The organism is Kribbella sp. NPDC004138, from assembly GCF_053603655.1.
In genome coordinates this window covers 119,936-142,296 of sequence record NZ_JBSGFZ010000014.1, presented here as the reverse complement: position 1 = coordinate 142,296, position 22,361 = coordinate 119,936, and the positions used below count along the sequence as shown (strand labels likewise).

Genomic DNA, 22,361 nt, shown 5'->3' with positions numbered 1-22,361 from the left:
CCGGTCGATCAGCCTTTGACGGCGCCGATCAGAAGTCCCTTGCTGAAGTGCTTCTGGATGAACGGGTAGATGATCAGGATCGGGATGACGGACATGACCAGAATCGCCATCTGGATCGACGCCTGTGGCGGCAGCGACTCGGTCGACGCCGCGAGCTCGTCCGTACCGAGCGGTGTCTGGTTCACGACGAACGTTCGCAGGACCAGCTGCAGCGGCCACTTCTCCGGCGACGGCAGGTAGAGCAGGGCAGAGAAGAACGCGTTCCAGTAGGCGACGGCGTAGAACAAGCCGACCACCGCGACGACGGCCTTCGAGAGCGGCAGGACGATGGAGGTCAGGATCCGGAGTTCGCCGGCCCCGTCGATCTTCGCCGACTCGGTCAGCTCACCGGGAAGCTCGAGGAAGAAGGACCGCATCACGATCACGTTGAAGGCGTTGACCACCACCGGCAGGATCAACGCCGCCAGGTTGTCGATCAGGCCGAGCTGCTTGACGATCAGGTACATCGGGATCATGCCCGGATTGAACAAGAGCGTGAACAGTGTCATCAGCAGGATGGGCTTGTGCAACAGCGATCCCGGCCTCGACAGGGCGTACGCGAGCATGATGGTGCAGGCCAGCGACAGCACAGTGCCGACAGCGGTGACCGCGACCGACACGCTGAGGGCCCGCGTCACCACTCCTCCCGACAGAACGGCCCGGTACGCCGCGAGCGACGGCTCGCTGGTGAAGAGCACGAGTCCCCCGCGCGCGCTGATATCGCGTTGCGGCGCCAGACTCGTCATCACGACGGCGACGAACGGCACGATCACCGCGAGGCAGGCGACGGCCAGCAGTACACCGCGCGCCGCGGTCGCCCAGCGCGGTTGCCGTCCCATCCAGGCAGGCCGCTCGTCCGACGCCGGGTGACGGTTGCGCCGAGCCCGGCGTTCAGCGGTGGTTTCCAGCAGTCCGGTCATTTCGAGTACACCCCCCGCTCCCCCATGGCGTGGGCGAGCCGGTTCGCCCCGAGGACGAGAACCACGCCGACGACGCCCTTCACCAGGCCGACCGCGGCCGACACACCCCAGTTCCCGCCGATGATCCCGTTGTTGTAGACGTAGGTGTCGAGCACCTCGGAAGCCTGCGCGCCGACCGGACCCTGCTGCAGGAGGATCTGCTCGAAACCGACCGTGAGCGAATCACCCAGCCGCAGGATCAGCAGCAGGACGATCACGGGCCGGATCGCGGGCAGCGTGACGTGCCACAGCTGCCGGAGTGGGCCGGCCCGGTCGATCGCCGCCGCCTCGTACAGGTTCAGGTCGACCTTGGACAGCGCGGCCAGGAAGATGATGGTCGACCAGCCGGTGTCCTTCCAGATCACCTGCGACGTGATCAGCAGTTTGAACAGCTCCGGTACGCCGATGATCTGGAAGGTTCCCAGGTCCGCGGAACGCAGCCACTCGTTCAGCATTCCGCCGTTGCCGAACATCTGCTGGAACAGCGCCACGACGATGACCCACGACAGGAAGTGCGGCAGGTAGAGGATCGACTGCGTCAGCCGCTTGACTCGTTCGTTCAGCATCGAGTTGAGGACCAGAGCCAGCGCGATCGGCAGCGGGAACACGAACAGCACCTGGACCATCGTCATGATCAACGTGTTGACGAGCGCGTTCAGGAACTCCGGGTCACCGTCGAAGATGACCGAGAAGTTGCTCAGGCCAACGAAATCCGATCCGCTGATGCCGAGGAACGGCTGGTAGTCCTGGAAGGCGATCACGTTGCCCAGCAGCGGCAGGTAGTGGAACAGAACCAGGACGATCACGCCCGGAACCGCGAGCACGAGCAGCACCCGGTCCCGGTGCCATCGGGCCGCGAGCTGCCCACGGACGCGGGTCTCGCGGGCGGCAGGCGCACCGGGATCAGCGCCGGCCCTCGGCCGGACCTTGGTCCCCGACGACATCAGCGGGTCCTGCTGCCGACCACTGCGACGGCGGCCTCGACCATCCCCCGCACACGCTCCTGCGCGGCGTCCCGCGCCTGCCGCGCGGCTTCGGCCGCGGCCGGCCGATCGTCGGCGATCTTCTGCAGGAGTTGCCCGGCCGCAGCGTCGGCCCCAGGTCCCAGCTCCACGAACGGCAGGCCGAGATCGTTGTACATCTGGCCCTTGATCGTGTCGGTCGGCTGACGCAGGTAGACCGACGGAACACCTTCCGCCAAGGCGATCAGAGGTGAGTGGCATTCCATGCTCACGACCGCGCCGGCCTGCCGGTACACCGCGGCCGCCTCGGTCAGGTCCCAGAACCGCGGCAGGATGTGGACCAGGTCGGCCACGTCGGCAGGGAACGTCCCCGCGAACTCGGCCTCGGCGACTTCCATCGCGTAGCTCATCTCCGGCACGACGAGCGCCGGCTCGCCAGTGGCTCGCACCCACCCGATCACGGTCTGCCGCAGAACGTCCAAGTCGGACTTCCGATAGCCCGCGTTGTAGGCCGTCCGGCGAACATCCTCGGCCGCGGGTGGGTAGTTCCGGATCTGGTGGTACGGCGTGAAACGCAGCCGCGGTACGACGCAGACGAAGCGTCCGGGCTTCAACCCGTACTCCGCGAGGACCGCCTGGCCGTCGCCGTCGTCGACCACGTCGAACATGACGGTGGCGTCCGGACCGAACGCGATCGCGGGCGCCCCGAGGTCCTGGCCGGCCAGGAACCGCTCGGTCAACGAATCCCGGCAATAGACGAACGCGGCCGTGTCGAGCACCTCGCGCTGGAGCTCGGTGAGCAGGTCACCGTCGATCGCGCTGATCATGCTCGCCGCCCGCGCCAGCGTCGAGCCGTACGGCCGGAGCGGATCTACTGTCACACCGAAGATGCCGTGCGGCTTTCCGGTCCGCCGATGCCATTCGGCGACCTCCACCTGGGCAACGAGCGATGGCCCCGACCCGTGGACCAGAAGGTCGCCTTCGGCAAACAACCGGTCCAGCTCCGGGCTGAGCGGCTCGCCGGGCACGACCCGGTCCTCGACGATCTCGACGTCCGGAAAGTAGCGGCCGAGCATCTGCCGTACGTTCTCGTCGATGCTGAGGGCCCACAGCGTCAGCTTCGCTTCCGGTGCGTAGCGCTGAAAGGCCCGGAGCGCGCCTGGCGTATGGGCGACGTCGCCGATGTTGACGGTTTGCCAGCCGGAGACGAGAACGACGTGAACCATGAGGAATTCCCTGTCCAGCCCATCCCGAGCAGCGGTGGGCCTACGGTCGATTCGGAGCTACGGCGAGCATCATGCCGGTGATTCATCGGTTAATCAAGATCCGACGAAGGCGTCGACGGTGACTTCTCGGCAGGTGGGCGCTCAGCCGGCGTACGGTGCCGTCGATCCTCGATCGATCAGTTTCGGCGCCGGCCGCGTCACCAGTGCCGACTGGACGTGGCGACCGTCGATCATCCGGCGCAGTGTCGTGTAGGCGCGCATTCCGGCTTGCTGCACAGGCATCCGGACCGTACTCGGTGCGGGCCGCATGGCGTCGGCGATAGGCAGATCCTGGTACACGACGATCGACAGATCGGCGGGAATCCGCAGGCCGAGATCGAGAATCGCCGCGATCGCTCCCGGTGCCGCGACGATGTTGTCGATGATCAGCGCGGACGGCGGCCGGGCCGAGCCGAGGAGCTCGCGCGTCGCGGTCGCGAGGTCCGGCGGCTCGTAGCCGACCTGCTTGATCAGCGACCGGTCGAAGCGCACACCCGCTGCCCGCAACGCCGAGCGGTAGCCGTCGACGCGCGCGCTACTGGCGATCGGGACGAGGGGGCCACCGACCAATGCGATGCGGCGGTGCCCGAGACCCAGCAGGTGGGTCGTGGCCAGACCGATCCCGGCCGCGTCGTCGATCCACACCGAGACGGAGTCGTCCGGTCGCGGGTTCTGCAGGATCACGTACGGGATCGACCGCTTGGTGAGTTCCTCAGCGGTCTCGGTCCCCCATTGGGTGGACCGCAACAACACCCCGTCGACCATGCCCGTGCCGACGATCCGGCTCATCAGGTGGCTGCCCGGCTCGATCCACAGTGCGTCGGCCAGCAACAGTACGTCACCGTGTTCCTCGGCAGCCGCGTGCATGCCACGAATCGCCAACTCGAAGACCGGATTCGCGATCTTCGGCACCACCGCTGCGATCACACCCGATCTGGACAGTCGCAGCGACTGCGCGGCGTGGTTGACGCGATAGCCCGTGTCCTGGATCGCCTGCTCGACGCGGAGCCGGGTCGCCTCGCTCATCCGGACGTTGCCGCGAGCCCCGGAGATCACCGCGGAAACCACGGCCGTGGACACCCCGGCCCGCTTCGCAACGTCCTTGATCGTGGTCATGCCGCCAGCGTAACGGCGTCGACGGCAGTACCGGATAGGGGTGAGGCCCCGGGATGGACCAGATCTCTGCCGGAGATCAAGCTTCCTGCCCCGGGGCCTCACGGGATCACATCGTCATCTCCGGCTCAACCGTCACTGTCGCTCGCAGGAGCGTGCGACAGTGACGTTCTCGAACGTGCTCTCCGTGGATGCGTAGAGCCCGACACCGCCGTTCCGGACCACGGTGTCGCGAGCCTCCAGGATCTGAACGCCGTTCAGCGTCACCGTGATGCGGTCGCCGTGGACCGCTGCACCAAGTTCGACGGGACCTGTCAACGGGTTGCTGAGGGACACAGTTCCGACCGTGACCGGACCCGACGCGTGAGCTTCGCGGACGATACTCGCGTACTGCGTCCTGTTGCTCGTCTTGCCGAGGTGGATTCGGTACCCATAGGAGTCCGAGGTGTCTCGCAGCGAGATCCCTGCGGTGCCGACGGATCCATTGATCGTGACCGTGGCCTTCGCGGCATACTCGCACGTCTCGGAGAAGCGTGACGGCAACGTCGAGTCGGCGAGTACGTGCGCCCTGCCATCGGTAGGCGTGAGCTTCAACTGACCCGAGTTGACGGACGCCTTTCCTGCGATACCCCGCCAATTGGCCTGGTCGAGCCCTTCCTTGATGGTGATGTTGTCGAAGGCCGCGGCCCGGCCCTTCGTGGAGGCGGCGGCACCACCCGTCGGCAATTGCGTGTCGTCTGCGGAGATCGACGTATCGCCCACTGTGGCGATCAGATGCTTCCCGATTGCGGAGACGGTCAGCGTGTGCGCGCTGTCTGCGTTGATGGGCAGCTCGTTCTCCGCGAGGAGCGTAGACGTCGCGTTGTAGACCTTCACGAGCTGCAGCTTCGCGCCGCCCGGCGTACTGATGACATCGGCCCGGTAGTAGTTGCGGGAATCGTGGTAGCGGAACGCGAGACCGGTCGTTGCCGTCGTTTGGTTTCGTGTCCCCGGAACGATGTCGGCAGTCACGACCACGTCGTCCGGTACGTCCTGCTGCACCGCCAGCGACTGCGTGTCCGTACTCGAGGTCTGCACCAACTGCGTGTCACCCAGCGTCCAGGTGCCTTGCACTGGTGTCCAGCCGTCGAGGGAGCCGTTGAAGTCATAGGCGGTGCTGTCCAGGCTCGCGTCGGTGAACTCCTCGTTGAGCAACGGCTTCGGGGCGAAGGCCGCCGTGGCCGAGACGGTGACGAGGTCGCCTGTGCGGGTGAACGCGGTCGGGGTGCCATTGATCTTCACCGCGCGTGCCTTCGGCGCGTTGATCGTGAGCGTGCCGGTGAAGGGGGCCCCGAGCGAGATCTGGGCGGCAGCGCCCTCCAGTTCCACACTGAGGTCGGACACAACTCCGGAGGCTTTGATGACGATGTCCCCTGCGTCGACCAGCGACGATCCCTGGGTCAGCGCGTACCGCGTCAGCCCACCGCCCTTGTCGGCGCGCTCGAGATAGGCGGTCTCGGCGTCGGTCGCCGCATCCCCGAACTGCCTCGACGAGGGAATCGCCTCGCGCGACAGGTAGAAGCGGCCGGTCGCTTTCGGCAGGTCGATCGTCATCGCGCTGGCCACGGAGTGATCTACCTGGGGCAGCTCGATGCGCGACGCCTTGACCGAGGGCGCGGCGCCGGCCTTGCCGGGGACTACGACCGTGTCCACTCCGGTGGCGCCGGTGGCGGACCAGTCGTACGACAGGTAGTCGACGTCGGTGAGAACCTGCTCGCCGACGCGCACGGCGCCGTTCTTGTGGACGTTCGACGTGAGATCGGCGCCGGGTTGGGCCACGGGAACGAGCTGCACGCCGGCAACCGGTGTCGCGCCGGGCACGGTGTCGAACCCGATCGTGGCGACGTTCGTGTTCGGGTCGACGGTGACCGGATCGCCAGGGAAGTGCCAGAGCTGCCGGTAGTCGTGTGCGCCGGTGTCACCCGTGAGGTCGTCGGAGACGACCCAGAAGCCGGGCTTGACGAAGTAGACGACGCGATCGTGCGCGATCGGCCGGTACGCCTGCGTCTTACCGCGGTAGATGTCGAGGCCCGCGTTCGAGCGCCACAGCGACGTCGAGCGGGGCAGGCCGGCAGGCTGCGGTTGTCCGTCGACCTCGACGGTGTTGTGCGCCTCGGTCGTGCGGCGCATCCAGTCGTTGGTCGGGGTGGCGCTGTAGTCCCCCGCTCCGGGGTCGACGATCAGCGAGCGCCCGTACGCCGCCATCACCAGGCTGAGGTCGTCGGGATGCCGATGGGAGGCCGTATAGCTGGAATTCTGGTTGTTGATCAGCATGTACCGGGCATCGGCGTCCCACCCCGACCGCTGGACCGCATAGCTGATCGGGAACACCGTGGACGACAGCGTCGGGACGGTCCCCTCGGTGCGCCCGGAGGCGACCCAGGTGAAATCGGACCAGGAGTTGCGCCCACCGGTCTTCCGAATGGCGCTCGTGCCCGCGTCCGTGTTCGGAGAGTCGCCGACGAGCGCGGGCTCGAGATTCGGCTGACGGGTCGCGAACAGCGCATCCGCGATCCAATCTGCTGACTGAACAATCCCGTCTGGCAGGGTTCGCCCGTTGGCATCCGCGACTTGGATCATCGTGTTGATCAGATCCGCCACGTAGGCCTGATAGTTGAACGTCGGCTCGCGGTACACACCGTCGCCCTTCACCCAGGCGCGCAGGAACCGCTCGACAGAGCGCACCACGAACGGCTCCCAGACGAAGGACGCCTTGAACTCGGGCAGATAGACCGCCGAGACGTAGATCGCGCGGGCCATCGAGACGTACCAGTTGTTTCCGACATGGATCTGCAGCACGGTCGCGAGCAGCTCCGTCGTCGCATGCACGCCGGACAGGTACGCCACGAGGTCGTTCGCGTCGATGCTCGGCTCCGTCCTGAACACGGAGAACGCGCTGACGAGCTGGGCCAGCCGCTTGCCGCCCGACAGGTTGCGGTTCTGCGGCCAGCTGGGATTGTCGGCGAAGAAGTCCAGTGAGATGTCCATCCACGCCGACGCGTACGCCGCACGCTTCTGCGGGTCGCTCTCCTTCAAATAGGCGCTCGTCAGCGTCGACATGAACGCGAAGTCGCTCATCAGGACCTGTGCGCTCCCTGGGATGGTCTCCGTCCCGCCCCAGAGATCCGCCCAGTCCACGTCGATCCGCTGCGCGGCATCGTCGTAGAAGTCACGGGTCACGGTACCGAACCGGAAGATCCCCGCCGCCAATTCGTCGGCGGTCGCGTCGCCGCCTCCTTCCCCGCCCACACCCGGGTACTCGATGCCCGAGCGCCCCGCGTAGTAGACCTTGAGCTCGGCCGCGGCGCCCGCCTCATCGCCGGCGGCAAGCTCCGCCGCCACGCGGGCGAGCCCCGGACGCGTCAGGTCGAGCAGCTCACCGAGATCCGACATGTCGGTCGTAGCGGCCCGGGCCGGCGACAGACCCGTCACCATCAGAGCCAGCGCGACTGTCGTGGCGGCCCACGCACGGGCACGGCGGCGAGTGCTCCGCCGAAGAAGTCTTCGTTGCATCCCATCTCCTCATGACACGTGAGAGTTCTTGCTGAGTCCTTCGACTGCGCGCACCAGCGCCCAAGCACCCCCGCGGTCCGCGCGGTTGGTCCAGGGGCGCGCGCGGAAGACCGGCCCGATTCCGAGCCGAGGGCCTGTTAGGTGACGTATCGTTAATTCACCGTAGATTTGATTGCGACGTTACGTCAACGGTTCGAGGGAGGCGCAAGCGTGACAACGCAACGGGACATCGCCCGCACAGCGGGCGTATCGGTCGCGGTGGTGTCGGCCGTGATCAACGGCACGGCCCATACCCGGATGAGCGAGGCCACCCGTGCCCGGGTCATCCAGGCGATGGAGAGCCTCGACTACCAGCCCAACCAAGCGGCCCGGTCCCTGCGGCTCAACCGCACCGGCATGATCGCGCTGATCCTCCACAAGCTCGACAATCCCGTCTACGCCCAGCTGCTGCGCGGCGTCTACGGGGCCGCGGCCGAGCACGGCGGGACAGTCCTGCTCGGGGACGCCGAGATGATGCGCTCAGGCAGTCAGTTCGTCACCCGGCTGCTCAGCCAGGGCACCGTCGACGGCATCCTGATCCGGGACGACTCACTGTTCGACGACGACGTGATGGCCGAGCTGCGTTCCCATCCCAAGCCGATCCTCAGCCTGGATTACGCCCAGGACCACCCGTGGGTCGGCATCGACGACCGCCGCGCGGGCGAGATCGCGACCCGGTTCCTGCTCAACCTGCGCCATCGCCGAATCGTCTTCATCGGCGGGGCGACCGGGCACGCGTTCCAGCAGCGTTACCTCGGGTATCAGCAGGAGATGCAGCAGGCCGGCATGGAACCGGCGCCGCACCTGGCCACCGGATTCGGTGAGCAGGCCGGCGCCGACGGGCTGCGACAGGCGCTGCAACTGCCGGCCGCGCTGACCGCAGTCGTGGTGAACAACATCATGAGCGCCGTCGGGGTACTGGCCGCCGCCCGTGACCTCGGCATCGCCGTACCCGACCAGCTGTCTGTTGTCGGGATCCACGACGTCGGCCTGATGGAACACCTGCGCCCAGCCGTGACCGCGGTCCGGATGCCCATGTACGACCTCGGCCAGGCCGGCGTCCACGGGCTGTACGAGCTGATGGCGGGACGCCCCTGCGCCGGTGGCATCATCACCGCCCCCGAACCCGAGCTGGTCGTCCGCGACTCCGCAACGACCCTGATCTGACGTGACGTTATGTCATCAATGTGCTTTCGAGCCCCGCTCTTCACGGCTCGGCTTGTTCGCCATGGTGGCCGACGGTGCGGTGTGGGGCCAGGTCCAGGCGTACCGCAGGATGAGGGTGAGAAGGATCAGTTCCAGGACGATTCCAAGGCCGTAGAAGTACAGCCAGGACCCGCCCACCGCGTTGAATGCCGTGACGGGGACGTAGAGCGAAGCCACGATGAGGTTGGTGATGCGGTTCGCCCTGGCGGGCAGCGTTATCGACAGCACGACCATCAGGATCGGGATGGCCACGAGGGTCAGCGCCGTGACCGAAAAGGTCTGGGAGAGGTCGAACTCGAAGACCCTGCCGTCGAGGATGTCTTTGATGACGCCGGGCGTGTAGAAGTTGAGAATGTCCACGTAGGCGTAGAGGAACATGAAGCTTGTCCACGCTGCGGCGAGCTTGGCTCTCACCGGGACCGGCTGGTCTTCCAGTGTGGCGGTGGCGGGTTGACGTGTTCTCATCGTGGGCTCCGTTGTCGTGGTGAGGATCGGTAGGTCCACGATCGCCCGGCCAGCCGGCGGGCGCCTCGGCCTGGAGGCCGGGGTTCGCCTGGCCGATGGCATGGTCTCTGTCTAGTTGTTTCGGCGGGTACGCCGAGGCGCGCTCGATCCCTAGCTGGAGCCGTGGTCACTATCCGGCGCTCCATCTGGCATGAGCCGCGGCCTGCTGACGCCCCACCTGTCGGTCGGCTCGACTGGCTGCTGATGGGCGTGCTCGCGGCCGCCGCCTTGGTCGAGGGCATCGCTCGGCCGGGCTTGGCCTGGCGACCCCTTGTAACGGTCCTCGCCCTGGCGCTGATGCCTGCCCTGCTCTGGCGGCGGCACCGCCCCCTGATGGCTGCCCTGGTCGGGTGGGGCGTCGCCGGGCTACTCTCGGTCCTCCAGTTGACTGCGCACGCCGGGGACCTCGGCCTCGACTCCATGACGGCCGTCCTGATCCTGCTCTACTCCCTGGTGCGGTGGGGCTCGGGCCGGGAGATCGTCTTGGGGACGGCGTTCGTGACAGTTGTCGTCGTGCTGGGGATGTACGCCTCCTCCGCGGGCAGGTCCGAGATTTTCGGCGGGAGCGTCCTCTTGTTGTTGATCGTCGCCCTCGCGGTGGTCTTCCGCTACCGAGCGAACCTCTGGCATCGCCGACAGCGCGAGATCCGCAATCAGGAGCGGGTGGCGCTGGCGCGCGAGCTGCACGACACCGTGGCCCACCACGTCTCGGCCATCGCGGTGCAGGCACAGGCCGGCGGCGTGGTCGCGGGCATCCAGCCGGAGAAGGCTGCCGAGATCCTGGTCGCGATCGAGTGTGAAGCGTCGCGAACCCTGGTGGAGATGAGATCCATGGTGCGGGTGCTGCGTGAGGAGGAAGGCGTCGCGTACGCACCGCAGCTGGGTGTCGCGGACCTGCCTGCTCTGGCACGCGCAGACGCGACGCCCACCGTCGAGGTCTCGCTGGACGGTTCGTTGACCCGGCTCGCGCGACCCGTGGACGCCGCGCTCTATCGGCTCGCGCAGCAGTCGCTGACCAACGCCGTACGGCACGCCCGGAGCGCGACCCGTGTCGGGATCGACGTACGCCGGGAGGCGTCTTCCACGTGCGCGACCCGTTCCCGGTGGCGACGCGGTCAGGCTGCGTGTCAGCGACGACGGACAGACCGAGCCGGGGCCTTCCCCGGGGCCTGGGTTCGGCCTGCTGGGCATGGCCGAGCGTGCCCAGCTCCTCGGCGGATCACTCTCCGCAGGTCCGGCGCCCGGGGGTGGCTGGGTGGTCGAGGCCGTGCTGCCGGTGGAGGCGTTGGGATGAGAAGGGGCACCGTACAAATGCGCTGGTCAGACGCTTAGTGCCGAGAGGCAGGCTCTCTGGCGCTTTGGTCGACGCGACCCTCAGCCGCATGCATAAGACGTCGACTGGCTTCGTCGGAAGTCCACTGCCGCTTCGACTAGGAAACGCTGAATCCCCGCGCCCGCAGGACCCAGCTTTCGCCGGAGGTGATCCTGCGCACCACAGGTTTGCGGACAACCTCGATCAGGCAGTCGACTGGGACGTCGAGTTCGAGGCCGACCTGGACGCCTTGCGATTGTTGCTCGAGACCGTGGGCGGTACCCGGCGAAATCAGGTCCGGAAGTCAGCAGACAAGCAGCAGTCGCTCTACGGTCTACCCAGCTACCTGAAGGCGGCACTCGCTGGTGCCTCCCGCCGGGTGACACGATGACCAGGTGCGTGACATCACCGGCGACTTCGAGATCCACCTGACGACCACGAGGTCGGGCGTCACCGTCGACCGGACCGGCGGCGAGTTCCGGATGACCACGTGGACCTCCGACGACGTCGCCGTGTTCGCGGCCAGCCACGGGCTGAAGTTCAGCGACATCGTGCTCGACCGCGGACAGTCTCCCGAGCAGCCAATGGTGACTGTGCGGGTGAGAGGCACGCTCGAGGAGGTCGAGCGGGTCAGCCGCGAGTGGAGTGACCGGATGCGGGCAGAGCACTTCTCCGTGGTCAGGACCAAGGTCGAGGCCGCCCCTTGGAACGACGGTGTGCCCGAGAAGGACGCGGACGCAGTCGAGGGCCGCTACTTCGAGCATCACGTGAAGCTGCTTCTGCCCGACGCCACGGCCACGACGCTCGTTTCGCTCGCCCGGCTGCTCGAACCGCACCAGGCGAGGTTGTCTCGGAACGCCCGCCGGCAGCGCGACGACGGCCGGCACGAGCGGTTCGCCACTCAGCGCTGTCACCGGGCCGGGAGGAACACCGCCACGGCACGGCTCGATCGCCTATTGGTTGCGCTGCACGGCTACGAGATTCTCGAGGTCGAAGAGGAATACGTCGTCCTCGACAGCCTGCTGAGCCTGGATAGCGGCTGGCTGGAGGAGGTAACGCCAGGCACCACCCCGTACGAGGACAGCGCCCGGCGGGCGCCCGCTGGGCAACCCGACTATCCAGCGACCTACCTGCCGTTGCCTGAGCCCTCTGTGCAGCAGCGGGCTGCCTTCGACCCGGCGCTCAAGCAGTATCCGCACGCCTATCGGGCCGGTCAGCCGAGCTTTGACGACCCGGAGCTGGCGGCGCGCTGGCGGTCCACGCGGCGAGCGGCGATCGACCACCTCCTGCGCTTGATCGCCTCTTCCGACTGGGCCGGCAGACTCGTACTGCGCGGCAGCGTCGCCCTGCGCGAGTGGTTCGGCGAACAGGCCCGCGAGCCGGGAGACCTCGACTTCGTCGTCCAACCGCCCGGCATCGGCTTCGACAGCCCGGAAGGACTGCGTCTCCTCGACGACGTGATCGCCGCGGTGGCAGCCGACCCCGGCCCCGGCCTTCAGTTCGCGAATGTGGCCCGCGACGAGATCTGGACCTACGAGCGCGTCCCTGGCCGTCGGCTGGTCTTTCCGTACGAACACGAAGGCCTGACCGGCTCGGTGCAGCTCGACTTCGTCTACAACGAGGAGCTGCCCATGAAGCCGCAGCGCCTGCCGATAGGCGACGCCTGGCTCCTCACGGCCGGCCCCGAGCTCTCACTGGCCTGGAAACTCCTCTGGCTGGAGTCCGACTCCTACCCCCAGGGCAAGGACCTGTACGACGCTGTGCTGCTGGCCGAGTCGACCGACATCTCCCCCACACTGATCCAGACCGTGCTCACGGCCGAGCACGGCAGCCAGGGCTTCGGGCCGACCACCGTTCTCGAATGGGACGTCGACTGGCAGAACTTCCTGGACGAATACCCCACCATCGAAGGCAACGCCGAATCGTGGAAGCAGCGCCTGGCCCTGGCGCTGGAGCGGTCCTACACCAACTGACATACTCCGCCGAGTGAGCTATGACTTCGCGATCTGGGAGACCGACGCATCCACCGGCGAGCACGGTCCTGCGGCCACCTTCGAAGAGCTGTTCACCAGGTACGTCGAGGCCGACCTGGTTGCGCCGACCCCAAGGATCCAGGCGTACTCCGAAGCCTTGACCGCCCAGTTCCCGGACGACGACACTCCCTGGGCAGCGGGCGGTCCGAGCAGCAATTGCTCGGGCCCGATCCTGTACGTCGCGGTCACCTACAGCCGGGCCAACGAAGTCGAAGTAGTCGCGAAGCGACTCGCACAAGAACACAACCTTGTCTTCTTCGACCCTCAGAAGGCGCCGAGCCCACCTGTCAACCACGGTGAGGTGACCATCACCACCCCGCACGGCACAGTAGCCCTACCCGACGGCTGGATGTCCTTCCTATCGCAGGAACTACGCAACTTCGACGACTACATAGTCGTCGACAGCGGCCGAGACCACGTCTTCGCCCAAGCACGCAACGACAACGGAGCCCTCACCCTCGAGTACCGCGACGGCTCACCGCACCAGCACTACCAGGTCCAGGACGTCGACCTTGCCGACGTCGCAGAAGCCCTCTCCCAGTGGACCGAGAACCGCCGCCACTTCATCACCAACCACACCTGGGACCGCCTAACCCTCTGGGACTGACCTCTCCGAGGTTCGCTATTCCACCCCGGCACGCCGAGATCTATTGCCGGTGCATGTGTGGCGGGCGAGCCAGCGGTCTGAACCATTCGCAGGCGCAGCCGGGCCAGCCGCGTGAGCAGTCGGTCTACTCGGTCATCGCGCTCAGCCGTCCCCCTTACAACCGCCCGCGAGCGCCAGCGAGCCAGACGCGGGCGCCAGCCCACAGCTCGCCGGCGCCAGCCCTGCAACAAACGCTCCGGCGCCAAGCCCGGGGGTGGGTGGGCAGCGCGCGTAGCAGGTGCGGGAGGGACCGGAGCACCTACGTAGCATGGGAGGCTTCTGATTACCTGATGCGCATGCCTGAGATCGCTCGGGCAATGACCAGGCGCTGGATTTCGGAGGTGCCTTCGAAGATGGTGTAGATCTTTTCCAGCGTCGCGGTCGCCTCCGTGCAGATCTGAGAATGTGGCCTCTGACCTGCAGGTTTGTCTGTCAACGATGATCATCGGTGACCACAGTTTGTCAACGTCTCACGGAGCTGTGACGGAGCAGGGATTCGCCTGCTCCAACTCCCAGGACGCCCGTCTGCTCTGGCGATGCCACGAGGGCCGATCCGCAATCTGGCGGGCACAAGATGGTGGCCTCCGGAGCCAATTCTGTCGGCGTCGCTATACGCCCACCCTTCCACCGGTGTGCCCGCGCAGCACGCCGGGTATCGGCGCGTGGGGGCTCTACCGCGCGACCTGCGTGTCCACTACCCAGTCCGTTAGGGACCAGGTACCTTCACGGGGGACCGCATGAAATCAGTCGAGCTGTCGATCATGTCATCTGCAATAGCAGATTCCGTACCGACGGTCGGGACTCGTGGGTGAGCTCGAAGCCACAAAGCCAAGGGGGACGCAAGGTCGTGACGAACTACCCATACATCTCCGGACAGGCGGCGCTCGTACAGACGTTTGCGCAGCTCCGCAAGGGGTTTCCGACCAAGGTTGACGCGGGCTACTTGCAGCGATTCAACATCGCGCCCGCCAACGAGTCGTACGTCATCTCTATCATCCGCTTCCTCGGCCTCATAGACGAGGACGGCAACCGCGTCGAGGATAAGACCGGCTACTTCTACGGGAACGATGCCTCTTTCAAGCCCGGCCTCGAAGGCACTCTACGCAGCGCGTACTCGCAACTGTTCGATGAAATGGGCGACGGGGCGTTGGAGGCCGAGCGTGGCGACTTGATTCATTGGTTCCGCGCCGCCGACAAGACCTCGGAGTTGGTTGGCCAGCGTCAGGCGTCAACGTTCCAGACCTTAGCCGCGCTCGCAGGACACGGAGATCTTCCGACCGCTCGCGGAAACGCGGCCAAGAAGACCGGCGCCGCGCCGGGTGCGGCGGCCAAGAAAATGACGGCTAAGAAGACGACGCCGAAGAAGAGCGAGGTGACGCCGCCTCTGGATGAGGGTGCCCGCAGCGATGACGGTGACAGAGGCAAGTCCGGGCAAGATGTCGGCCTGACTGTCCGTATCGAGGTCAACCTGCCACCCGGCGGCGACGCCGATACATACGACGCCATCTTCGCCAGCATCAAGAAGCACCTGATGTCGTGAGCGATTCGCTGGACCGCTTTGAGAACGTTGTGCGGTCCCTCGCCGAGATGGCAGAAGCTTCTGCTCCTCAGGCCGAGACGCCCGAGCGTGACGAGCCGCACCCGTTCGAGGCGCGGAACATCCACCCCGACCTGCCCAGCAAGGTGCGCAAGCTCTTCGACGACGGCCACTGGGAGCAGTCGGTGTTTGAGGCCTTCAAGTACATCGAGCAGGAGGTCAAGCGCGTCAGCGGGTTACGTGGCAAAACTGGCTACGCCCTCATGATGGACGCTTTCAACGAGAACAACGCGAAGGTTAAGCTCAACCCGCTCGCGACAGACTCCGAAATCGACGAGCAGCGTGGCTATAAGTGCATCTTCGCGGGGGCCGCCGCCGGCATCCGAAACCCACGAGGTCACGAGGTCGATCTTGGCGACACCCCCGATGAGGCCCTGGACTACCTGGCCCTGGCATCACTGCTGCTACGGCGGCTCGACGCTGCATGCCTGCGCTAGGACCCGCACATCGACCCCCGGAGGAACGCGCGCGACGCCGAAGCATCGCCGAGCTCGCCGCACTCTTGCTGGCGAGTCGCGCGGTCCTGGAGAGCCGGTCCGGTCGGACCCTGGCGCGGTTGCCGACGTGGTCGAGGCGGGCGTCCGGAGCGGGCGCCCAGCGGTCTCAGTGGTAGTACTTGACAGCCTCGCCGTTGATTGTTCCCGCGATCTTTTCCACGAGGTCGAGGCACGCGTTCGCACCGTCACGCTTGATCACGGAGGTGTCGCCGCGGTGGACGATCTTGTGTCGGAGGGCGGTATACACATCGAGCATCTTCCTCCAGTCCGCCGGCAGCTTCGACTCATCGAGGGTGATGCCGACGTACGACGTGCCGTTGAGGATCCGGGTCACGCCGTGGAAGGTCTGCGTCTCCAACCACACGTCCAGCGCGTTGCGGAACTCCTCCTGTGCTTCGGCCGGAGTCGTCGCTAGGGCCACCCGTAAGGCGAGCCCTGAATCCGCCTTTGCAATTGCCACCAGCGGCGCCCGCATCGCATCCTTGCTCCCCCCGAACTCGGGTACGAGCTCGAGGATCAACTCGTGGATGAAGTTATCGAGGGCACCGATGGCGAAGACGACGGCACCTCGCAGTAGCTCGCGCTCGTCATTGGAGGGTGCGCCCGCCTTCCGATCCTCCTCGCCGAACACCCGCACGAACGCTCGGGACCTGTTGAGGTTCTTCTCGAAAACGATGTAGGAGGAGCACTTCCGCTTCCTGGGACCCCTCCTGGCACCGCCTGCATTCGTTGCCACAGAGGGCAGCGTACGGCAAAGCCCGACGAAGTTGACTCGGAGGCGCAGTTGGGGGCCGAGAAGACACGCTACTGTGCTGACGACGAGATCATGCCGATCGTAGGTGCTTCTCGGCGCATACGGCAGGTGCTGTCGACACATCGCTCCGCCGTTCGAGGGCGCCCGTGCCTGGTTCGGATCTCGCGCGAAACTGCCCGCCCGAGCATGACACAGCGGTTCACAGGCGGAATCGAAGGCGGACACTGTTGCCGACGAACCTGTACAGGGACCTGGTGTCACGGCCAAACGGGTTCGGCAGCATCAGGACACTTGGCTCTGTGGACAGAACGTCTTCGACGATCAGTAGCCGCCAACGTCGTGACCTGGCGTGCTCTTGCGCGCACGCAACTTCGGACTCGCCGAGCTCGATCATTGAGGCGTCTCCGCTGGTCGCCTTCACCTCGTACAAGACCGAACCGTCTGCGCGCGGTACCTCGAAGTCGTAGCCGAGGCTGTCGTCACCGAGCGCCCCCTCGTAGACGTAGGAGACGTAGGTCGACCTCCAGCAGGTCTCGTCCAGTGGCGACCGTTCCTTGGCACGCAGCCAGTGGAAGGCCGTCAGCTCGCCTGCGATACCAATCGCGTTGCGTTGGGTGTCAGAGAGCCGCTGTGGCCTGGGGGCGGACCTTGACGATGGTCGCCTGGAGCCGCGGCTCCCGCGCTGGCCCGCGTCCGTCATCGTCTGGGGTGTGGTGAAGCGGTAGGGCGTCGCCAGGCTCGTTGGCGAGGTCGCCAGGTGTTCTGACAGGCGTGCGATCAGGTTGGCCATCGAGGGCTCCACCTCCATGACTGACCCATGTAACGTGACTTGCCGTTCGACCTTCAGGCGCTCCTCTCGCGCGGCGTCCGACTGGTTGGTCGCCTCGGTCATGTCTGCGTCGGTTAGCCCCAGTGCGGCTGGGTCCAGCGTCAACGGCATGGGGCTCGGCCAGATGCCGACCCGATTCAGCCAAGTCGCCAGGAGATCACCATCGAGCGGGACGAAGTCGAGTGTGCCTGCGGAATTGAGCGCCCGCATGGCATTGTCGACGAAATCCGGCCCGAGTTCACCGCGCGGCTCCGAACTGTTCTTGCGGTGCCAGGCAATCGCCACCTTCTGCACTTTCGCAAGCCGCTCCCTCAACGGCGCGCCGTTGGCCTGGCGCACCTCGGCAGCGTCCGACAGAGTCCATGACGCGGGCTGGGGACCGAAGGCCTCGGTGACCTGGCGGTCGATGCGATCGTCGATGATGCCTTCTGGCAGATCGTCGAGAGAGGCTCCCCAGGCGGGGTCAGGGGTGAGAAAGTCGAGGTCGCGCAGCTCCGTCCAGTCGGGTTGAGATCGTCCTGCCTCGAACGCTGGGAGCCGGCTGGCGCGAAGCCAGTTCAGCAGTTCTGGCCGTCGCTGGGTGCGTCGTAGCCGGAACTCCTCGAGGTGTCGACCCGAGTTGTCTACCGGCGGAATCGACGGGAAATGCTGCTCAAGGACTGTGTTGAAGTCATGCAGTGGGATAGACAGGGCGAGCCGCACAGCATTCGCATCCGCCGCCTCCGAGGCACAGTGCAGGAGGCGCGCCGCCTCGGATGAGTCCTCAGAGGTCAGGCGGGTGAGAGCCGCGAGAACCTCCTCCCGTGAGGAGGCAGTTCCGAAGGACAGCGTGTCAAGAGCCTGTTCGCCCCACAGGCACACTGCGGCCGGGAGAAGCCGGGTCAGGGCCACCGAGACGGCGCCATAGATCCTGCGCTCAATCTCGGCGACCCGGACCAGCTCAACGCCCAAGACGTCCGCCACGTCTGCGGCATCGGGAGCCTCCGCGGGCGAGTCGGTGTCTGTGGCCAGTTTCTCAAGGGTAAGGGCGAGCTCGGCTGTGAACCGTGTCTGTCCCATGAGCTCGAGGGCAGCCGACGCGACTGGGTCCAGCCGGCCCCAGCTCAGGGGAGCGTCGCCAGCCTCGATCAGGAGAGTTGGCTGATCGCCCGGCACAGGAAGCACGCCGCGCAGTCGCGGCGGGAGCGGCTGCTCTCCGCCAGCTGTCGCGATCGAGAGTCGCGAGCACCGCATCAACCGGACACGGGCCAGGTCGTCCATATGGCGCTCGAGGTTCTTGCCCACGGCCGAACCCGAGCGGGGAAACCGCATCGTGCAGGCGAAGACGAGCGGCAGCCAGGGAATCTCGCCAGTCAGCAGTGTCGCATCAGTGTCGGGCCGCCACGGCAGTCCATCGGTCAAGACCTCGATGTCCCAGTCCGGCGTCACGACAACGTCGCCGTGCCATCGGGGCCGCAGCACGTGCTCGGCAACGTCGCGCAGCCGGTCCGGGTCTTCAGAGTTGACCGTAAGCATCGGCCACCCGAGTTCGCGGATCAGCTTGGCAGTCGTGGACGTGTCTCGTGCCCCGGTGACGAACACCCGTTCAGCGCCCGCCGTGTCGGGGTTGAGAAGCTCAAGATGCCCGCTGCGCTCCACGATCAGGCCCGTGTCGAGGATTGGAGAGTTCCGGAGCGCGGGACCCCTGATCTCGTTCCAGGCGTCGGCCAGCGAGGACCTGACGTGGTCAGCCGCCGCCGCGTCGTTGACCTCGCGCGACTCGAAGAGCTCGGTCAGATAGTCGATGAGGGCTGCCGCGTCGTCGCGCGAACCCCAAACCCGCAGCCCGATGGCCCGCATCGTCGACGTCGGATTCGGCAACGACTCGAGCGTGCGCCGCAGCCGAGCCTCGACCAAGGGCGAATAGTAGGCCGCCATCTGGTCCTCTATCGCGGCGTACCAGCTGCGGTCGGGCCTTCGGAACGCGGGCTCCTCGCCGCCGCGCTGATTCGGTACCCAGGCCTGACTGTCGATGAAGCAGGCGAGCGGAGTGGGTATCCGGGAATCGGTGCCGTAGGGCTGCCTGCGTTTCCATGTCGACACCCGATGCGCGGGCTTAAGTGCCGGCAAAGTCCGGACGACGAGGTGCGCGTAACGCGACCTGAGGCGACCGGGAAGCAGCCCGACCTCGTGCTGTCCGAGGAACCAATACAAGGGATCGGTCGTGGTGAAGGCGGTGTCCGGGTGGGACCAGTTGCCAGTCTCGTCGAGACCGTCGCGCCACTGCTCGACCACTCCGGCCGGGACGCCGTCAGGTATCCCGCTACCCGTGATGCGCGCCGTGGTGAGCTGGCGGCCGCTGATCGTGCGGGTGTCCAGCGCTTCCCGGATCGGCAGGGCGGTCGTAAGTCCGAGCGTCGCGAGGAACGCCTGCCAGCGAGCCATCGTCTCCTGACCGCCACCGCCGGGGAACTCCGTTGGGTCCGCCACCAGAATTCCGCGGAGGGATGCCAGTTCAGGCGTCTCCTCGGTTGCCGCCGCTGCCAGCTGGGTGAGGTCGTCTGCGCCGGGCAGCGACCAGGCACCTCCGAACCGCGCGGAGGTGGCGGGGACCCATGCTCCGGACTGAGTGGGCACTTGAAGGCCTACAGCCCCCAGATCGCGCGCGTGCCGGTCAGGTTGTCCTCCCAGCAGCCGGAAGGCGAAATACAACGAGTCCCGCTTGAGCGCCTCGGTCGGCGAGTCCAGCATGACCCGTGCCATCAGGCCGAGGAGCCGCTCGGTGCGGAATGGCTGCACGAGGTGAGTGCTCTCGAGGAACTCGCGCCCGGGTCGGCGTTGCGAGCCTGCGTACCAGTCCAGATCGGGGTGCATGAACGTGATCCGATTGTTCAGCGTGCGCGGCGGGCGGATGTCTACAGGTTCGCCGTCACTCCCTTGCGCATCACTCAGCGAATCGTCGGTCGCGTCCTCTGACTCCAGACGGTCCCCCCTTGCCATCGGCGAGAAGAACACTGACCGCTGCCGCCGTCGGCGCCCGGATCCCGCGGGCGCCGCCCCGATCGGCTCGTTGCACGGGGCGAGCGAGTCATCCGCCGCATAGAGGATAGCCCGGCCCTGCAGCGGCTCTCCGGAGTCGAAGATCAGGGGTAAGTCGTCGTAGAAGGCGGCCCAGGTGGCCAACGTCGCACCTCTGTCACGCATCGCGGCCGTGAGTGTCTCGACCCACGCCGCCTTCTGCGCATCGTCCGGCTCCAGTGACAGGCCCAGGGATTCCGCCAGGTCTGCGGCAGCGTCCAAACGATCGGGGTCTATGCGCCCAGGGTCTGCCAGCACCGCACCACAGTCGGAGGTGAGGATCTCTGCAGTGATCACCCGGGTATCGGCCTGGTTCCACGTGCATGTCTCGGTGAGCGGTCGCCATTCCTTTAGGAGTGTCGGCAGTACGACGAAGTCGGCGAGATTCCGTCCCCGCGTCCGCCTGCAAGCCAGGTCCAGTACCTCGACGCGGTCGCGCCAGGCCAGCAGGTCGAGGGAGGTGTTCGCGTCGCCGCTCCTTTCGGCGATGGTGGCGGCCACGTCCAGACACAGCTCCGCGACGCACTCGATCAGCAATCTGTTGACCGGCTGTTCGTGATCGAGGCCGACCCGAGCGAGGTTGGTCACAAACGGGGCGTTGATGTGCCCATCGAGCGGTGACTCCGCTTCTTCGCCCATCGGGAGGTAGGTGAAGATTCGGCCTTCGCGCACCGTTGGCCCGTCACCGACGGCCACACTGACGAATGCCTCGCTGTTCCACCTCAGCCATCGCTCGTCAAGTGTGCCCCTCTCGACCGACTCCTCGAGCGCCGCTCGCAGACGCCCAGGGTCCACCTGCGCTGAGAAGAGTCGGAAGGAGGTGTCGTCGAGGACTACGCGCTGCCAGGGCTGGTTGCCCTCGGCTGAGACGACCCGTCGCCTGAGGACAACCGGTTCCTCGTCACGGGATGCCCTCACTGAGAGGGACTCCAGGCGCTCGAGGAACAACATGAGCGGTGCCGGGGACGCCAACAGCCCTGAGATGCGCTCGCGAATCTCTTCTGCGGCTGTGGCGCTTGCTGCCGGCAGTCGCACGATCGTGACGTACCCCTGGGTGCGGTAGTCGGCCACGGCGGCCGGGATCTTGGTCAAGGGAGCCGTCAGCAGACTCAGAGACAGGTTTTGCTCGACCCGGGCGGCGAGTTCCTCGTCCCGGTCGAGTTCCTCGACGAGGTCGTCCATGGTTCCGAAGCGGAACGTGAACCCAGACAGACCGGGATCGTCGTGATCCCTGGCGGAGTACACCTCCGGGACCTGACAGACCTGGAAGACGCTCTTGAACCCGATGCCCTTGTTCCCGATACCGACGCCAATCTCCTTGTCGCTGTCACCAAGGGAGGCCATCCGGTTGAAGTTGTCCTCCGAGAGTGGCTGACCTCCGTTCGCCACGTACAAGACGCCGTGATCAGCCTCGGTCTCGTCGAAGTGCACCGCGATCCGACCAGTCGTCGTTCCCACAGGGTGGGCGTCGTACCCGTTCTGGACGAGTTCATGTATGAACCGACCTCGGTACTCGGTGACGGTATGGGCCACCATGCGCTTTACCCACCTGGCGAAGCCGACGTCGTCTTGAAGGACGCCTCGAACCACCTTGCTGGCGCGCCTGCGGATAGCCTCCGCTGGATCGGTCATTGACCTTGTGTACACCAGGATGCGTCCCGATCTCTCGACTTGACGAGGGTCACGAAGAAAGTGTTGCGGCACGGGCCGACCTACCGGCAGCTCAGACACGAGGCAGCCGCCCAGGCCGGCTCCGGCTGCCCAAGCGACGGAGGCCGTAGGCAAGGCGACAACGCATCGTGCGCCAACGACCGTCATCCGAACTCGCACTTCGCTGGGCGGAGCCACCTTCGTTGGGGCGGCACCGCCGCATCGGTCCGGGACCGCCCAATCCACGACATCCACCACTCGTCAACTTGCCTGCGATCCACCAACCTGCAGAGCGTTGGCCACGATGAGACCAAGATTCAAATACCGAGCGCAGAACAGAGGCCAGC

Annotated in this window: 14 protein-coding genes; 6 read left to right on the top strand and 8 right to left on the bottom strand. The window is 66.3% G+C overall.

The genetic code is table 11. The features are described from left to right. Window positions 1–8: 8 nt before the first annotated feature. The 5 genes from ACWEOO_RS21095 to ACWEOO_RS21075 form a co-directional block, all read right to left on the bottom strand. A complete protein-coding gene (locus ACWEOO_RS21095; RefSeq protein WP_452144423.1) occupies window positions 9–959 on the bottom strand; it encodes a carbohydrate ABC transporter permease in 951 nt (316 codons plus the stop codon). Continuing rightward, complete coding sequence (locus ACWEOO_RS21090) at window positions 956–1,942, bottom strand: ABC transporter permease (protein ID WP_452144422.1); 987 nt, start codon at window positions 1,940–1,942, stop codon at window positions 956–958. The genes ACWEOO_RS21095 and ACWEOO_RS21090 overlap by 4 nt, the downstream gene beginning before the upstream one ends. Continuing rightward, on the bottom strand, window positions 1,942–3,186 hold the full coding sequence (locus tag ACWEOO_RS21085) for a polysaccharide pyruvyl transferase family protein (protein ID WP_452144421.1): 1,245 nt from the start codon (window positions 3,184–3,186) through the stop codon (window positions 1,942–1,944). The genes ACWEOO_RS21090 and ACWEOO_RS21085 overlap by 1 nt, the downstream gene beginning before the upstream one ends. 141 nt (window positions 3,187–3,327) lie before the next feature. Continuing rightward, window positions 3,328–4,341 (bottom strand): LacI family DNA-binding transcriptional regulator, encoded by a 1,014-nt coding sequence (locus ACWEOO_RS21080; RefSeq protein WP_452144420.1) that lies wholly within the window; start codon window positions 4,339–4,341, stop codon window positions 3,328–3,330. A gap of 132 nt (window positions 4,342–4,473) precedes the next feature. After that, a complete protein-coding gene (locus ACWEOO_RS21075) occupies window positions 4,474–7,890 on the bottom strand; it encodes an alginate lyase family protein (protein WP_452144419.1) in 3,417 nt (1,138 codons plus the stop codon). 210 nt (window positions 7,891–8,100) lie between these two features. Here ACWEOO_RS21075 and ACWEOO_RS21070 point away from each other — a divergent pair, with 210 nt between their 5' ends. Further along, the gene (locus ACWEOO_RS21070; protein WP_452144418.1) at window positions 8,101–9,096 is read left to right on the top strand and encodes a LacI family DNA-binding transcriptional regulator; all 996 of its coding nucleotides are present in this window, start codon (window positions 8,101–8,103) and stop codon (window positions 9,094–9,096) included. 15 nt (window positions 9,097–9,111) lie between these two features. Here ACWEOO_RS21070 and ACWEOO_RS21065 read toward each other — a convergent pair whose 3' ends face one another. Then, entirely contained in the window at window positions 9,112–9,600 is a 489-nt protein-coding gene (locus ACWEOO_RS21065) for a DUF6326 family protein (protein WP_452144417.1), read from the bottom strand. A 162-nt stretch (window positions 9,601–9,762) separates the two neighbouring features. Between ACWEOO_RS21065 and ACWEOO_RS21060 the strand changes: the two genes are divergently transcribed. The 5 genes from ACWEOO_RS21060 (at window position 9,763) to ACWEOO_RS21040 (ending at window position 15,664) form a co-directional block, all read left to right on the top strand. Next, window positions 9,763–10,971, top strand: coding sequence for a sensor histidine kinase (locus ACWEOO_RS21060; RefSeq protein ID WP_452144416.1), 1,209 nt, complete (start codon window positions 9,763–9,765; stop codon window positions 10,969–10,971). Between the two features lie 375 nt (window positions 10,972–11,346). Continuing rightward, the gene (locus tag ACWEOO_RS21055; RefSeq protein WP_452144415.1) at window positions 11,347–12,924 is read left to right on the top strand and encodes a nucleotidyl transferase AbiEii/AbiGii toxin family protein; all 1,578 of its coding nucleotides are present in this window, start codon (window positions 11,347–11,349) and stop codon (window positions 12,922–12,924) included. Between the two features lie 13 nt (window positions 12,925–12,937). Beyond that, on the top strand, window positions 12,938–13,591 hold the full coding sequence (locus ACWEOO_RS21050) for a hypothetical protein (protein ID WP_452144414.1): 654 nt from the start codon (window positions 12,938–12,940) through the stop codon (window positions 13,589–13,591). A gap of 886 nt (window positions 13,592–14,477) precedes the next feature. Then, a complete protein-coding gene (locus ACWEOO_RS21045; protein ID WP_452144413.1) occupies window positions 14,478–15,170 on the top strand; it encodes a DUF5343 domain-containing protein in 693 nt (230 codons plus the stop codon). Then, window positions 15,167–15,664 carry a TIGR02391 family protein gene (locus ACWEOO_RS21040; protein ID WP_452144412.1) on the top strand — a complete coding sequence of 166 codons (498 nt, stop codon included), beginning with the start codon at window positions 15,167–15,169 and terminating at the stop codon, window positions 15,662–15,664. The genes ACWEOO_RS21045 and ACWEOO_RS21040 overlap by 4 nt, the downstream gene beginning before the upstream one ends. Before the next feature lie 166 nt (window positions 15,665–15,830). Here ACWEOO_RS21040 and ACWEOO_RS21035 read toward each other — a convergent pair whose 3' ends face one another. Then, entirely contained in the window at window positions 15,831–16,460 is a 630-nt protein-coding gene (locus tag ACWEOO_RS21035; RefSeq protein ID WP_452144411.1) for a hypothetical protein, read from the bottom strand. A 217-nt stretch (window positions 16,461–16,677) separates the two neighbouring features. Next, window positions 16,678–21,996 carry a sacsin N-terminal ATP-binding-like domain-containing protein gene (locus ACWEOO_RS21030; protein WP_452144410.1) on the bottom strand — a complete coding sequence of 1,773 codons (5,319 nt, stop codon included), beginning with the start codon at window positions 21,994–21,996 and terminating at the stop codon, window positions 16,678–16,680. Window positions 21,997–22,361 lie beyond the last annotated feature (365 nt).

Coding starts and splice junctions, on each gene's coding strand:
- ACWEOO_RS21085 (WP_452144421.1), bottom strand. CDS start 3,186: ATGGTTCACGTCGTTCTCGTCTCCGGCTGGCAAACCGTCAACATCGGC.
- ACWEOO_RS21090 (WP_452144422.1), bottom strand. CDS start 1,942: ATGTCGTCGGGGACCAAGGTCCGGCCGAGGGCCGGCGCTGATCCCGGT.
- ACWEOO_RS21080 (WP_452144420.1), bottom strand. CDS start 4,341: ATGACCACGATCAAGGACGTTGCGAAGCGGGCCGGGGTGTCCACGGCC.
- ACWEOO_RS21065 (WP_452144417.1), bottom strand. CDS start 9,600: ATGAGAACACGTCAACCCGCCACCGCCACACTGGAAGACCAGCCGGTC.
- ACWEOO_RS21030 (WP_452144410.1), bottom strand. CDS start 21,996: ATGACCGATCCAGCGGAGGCTATCCGCAGGCGCGCCAGCAAGGTGGTT.
- ACWEOO_RS21095 (WP_452144423.1), bottom strand. CDS start 959: ATGACCGGACTGCTGGAAACCACCGCTGAACGCCGGGCTCGGCGCAAC.
- ACWEOO_RS21075 (WP_452144419.1), bottom strand. CDS start 7,890: ATGCAACGAAGACTTCTTCGGCGGAGCACTCGCCGCCGTGCCCGTGCG.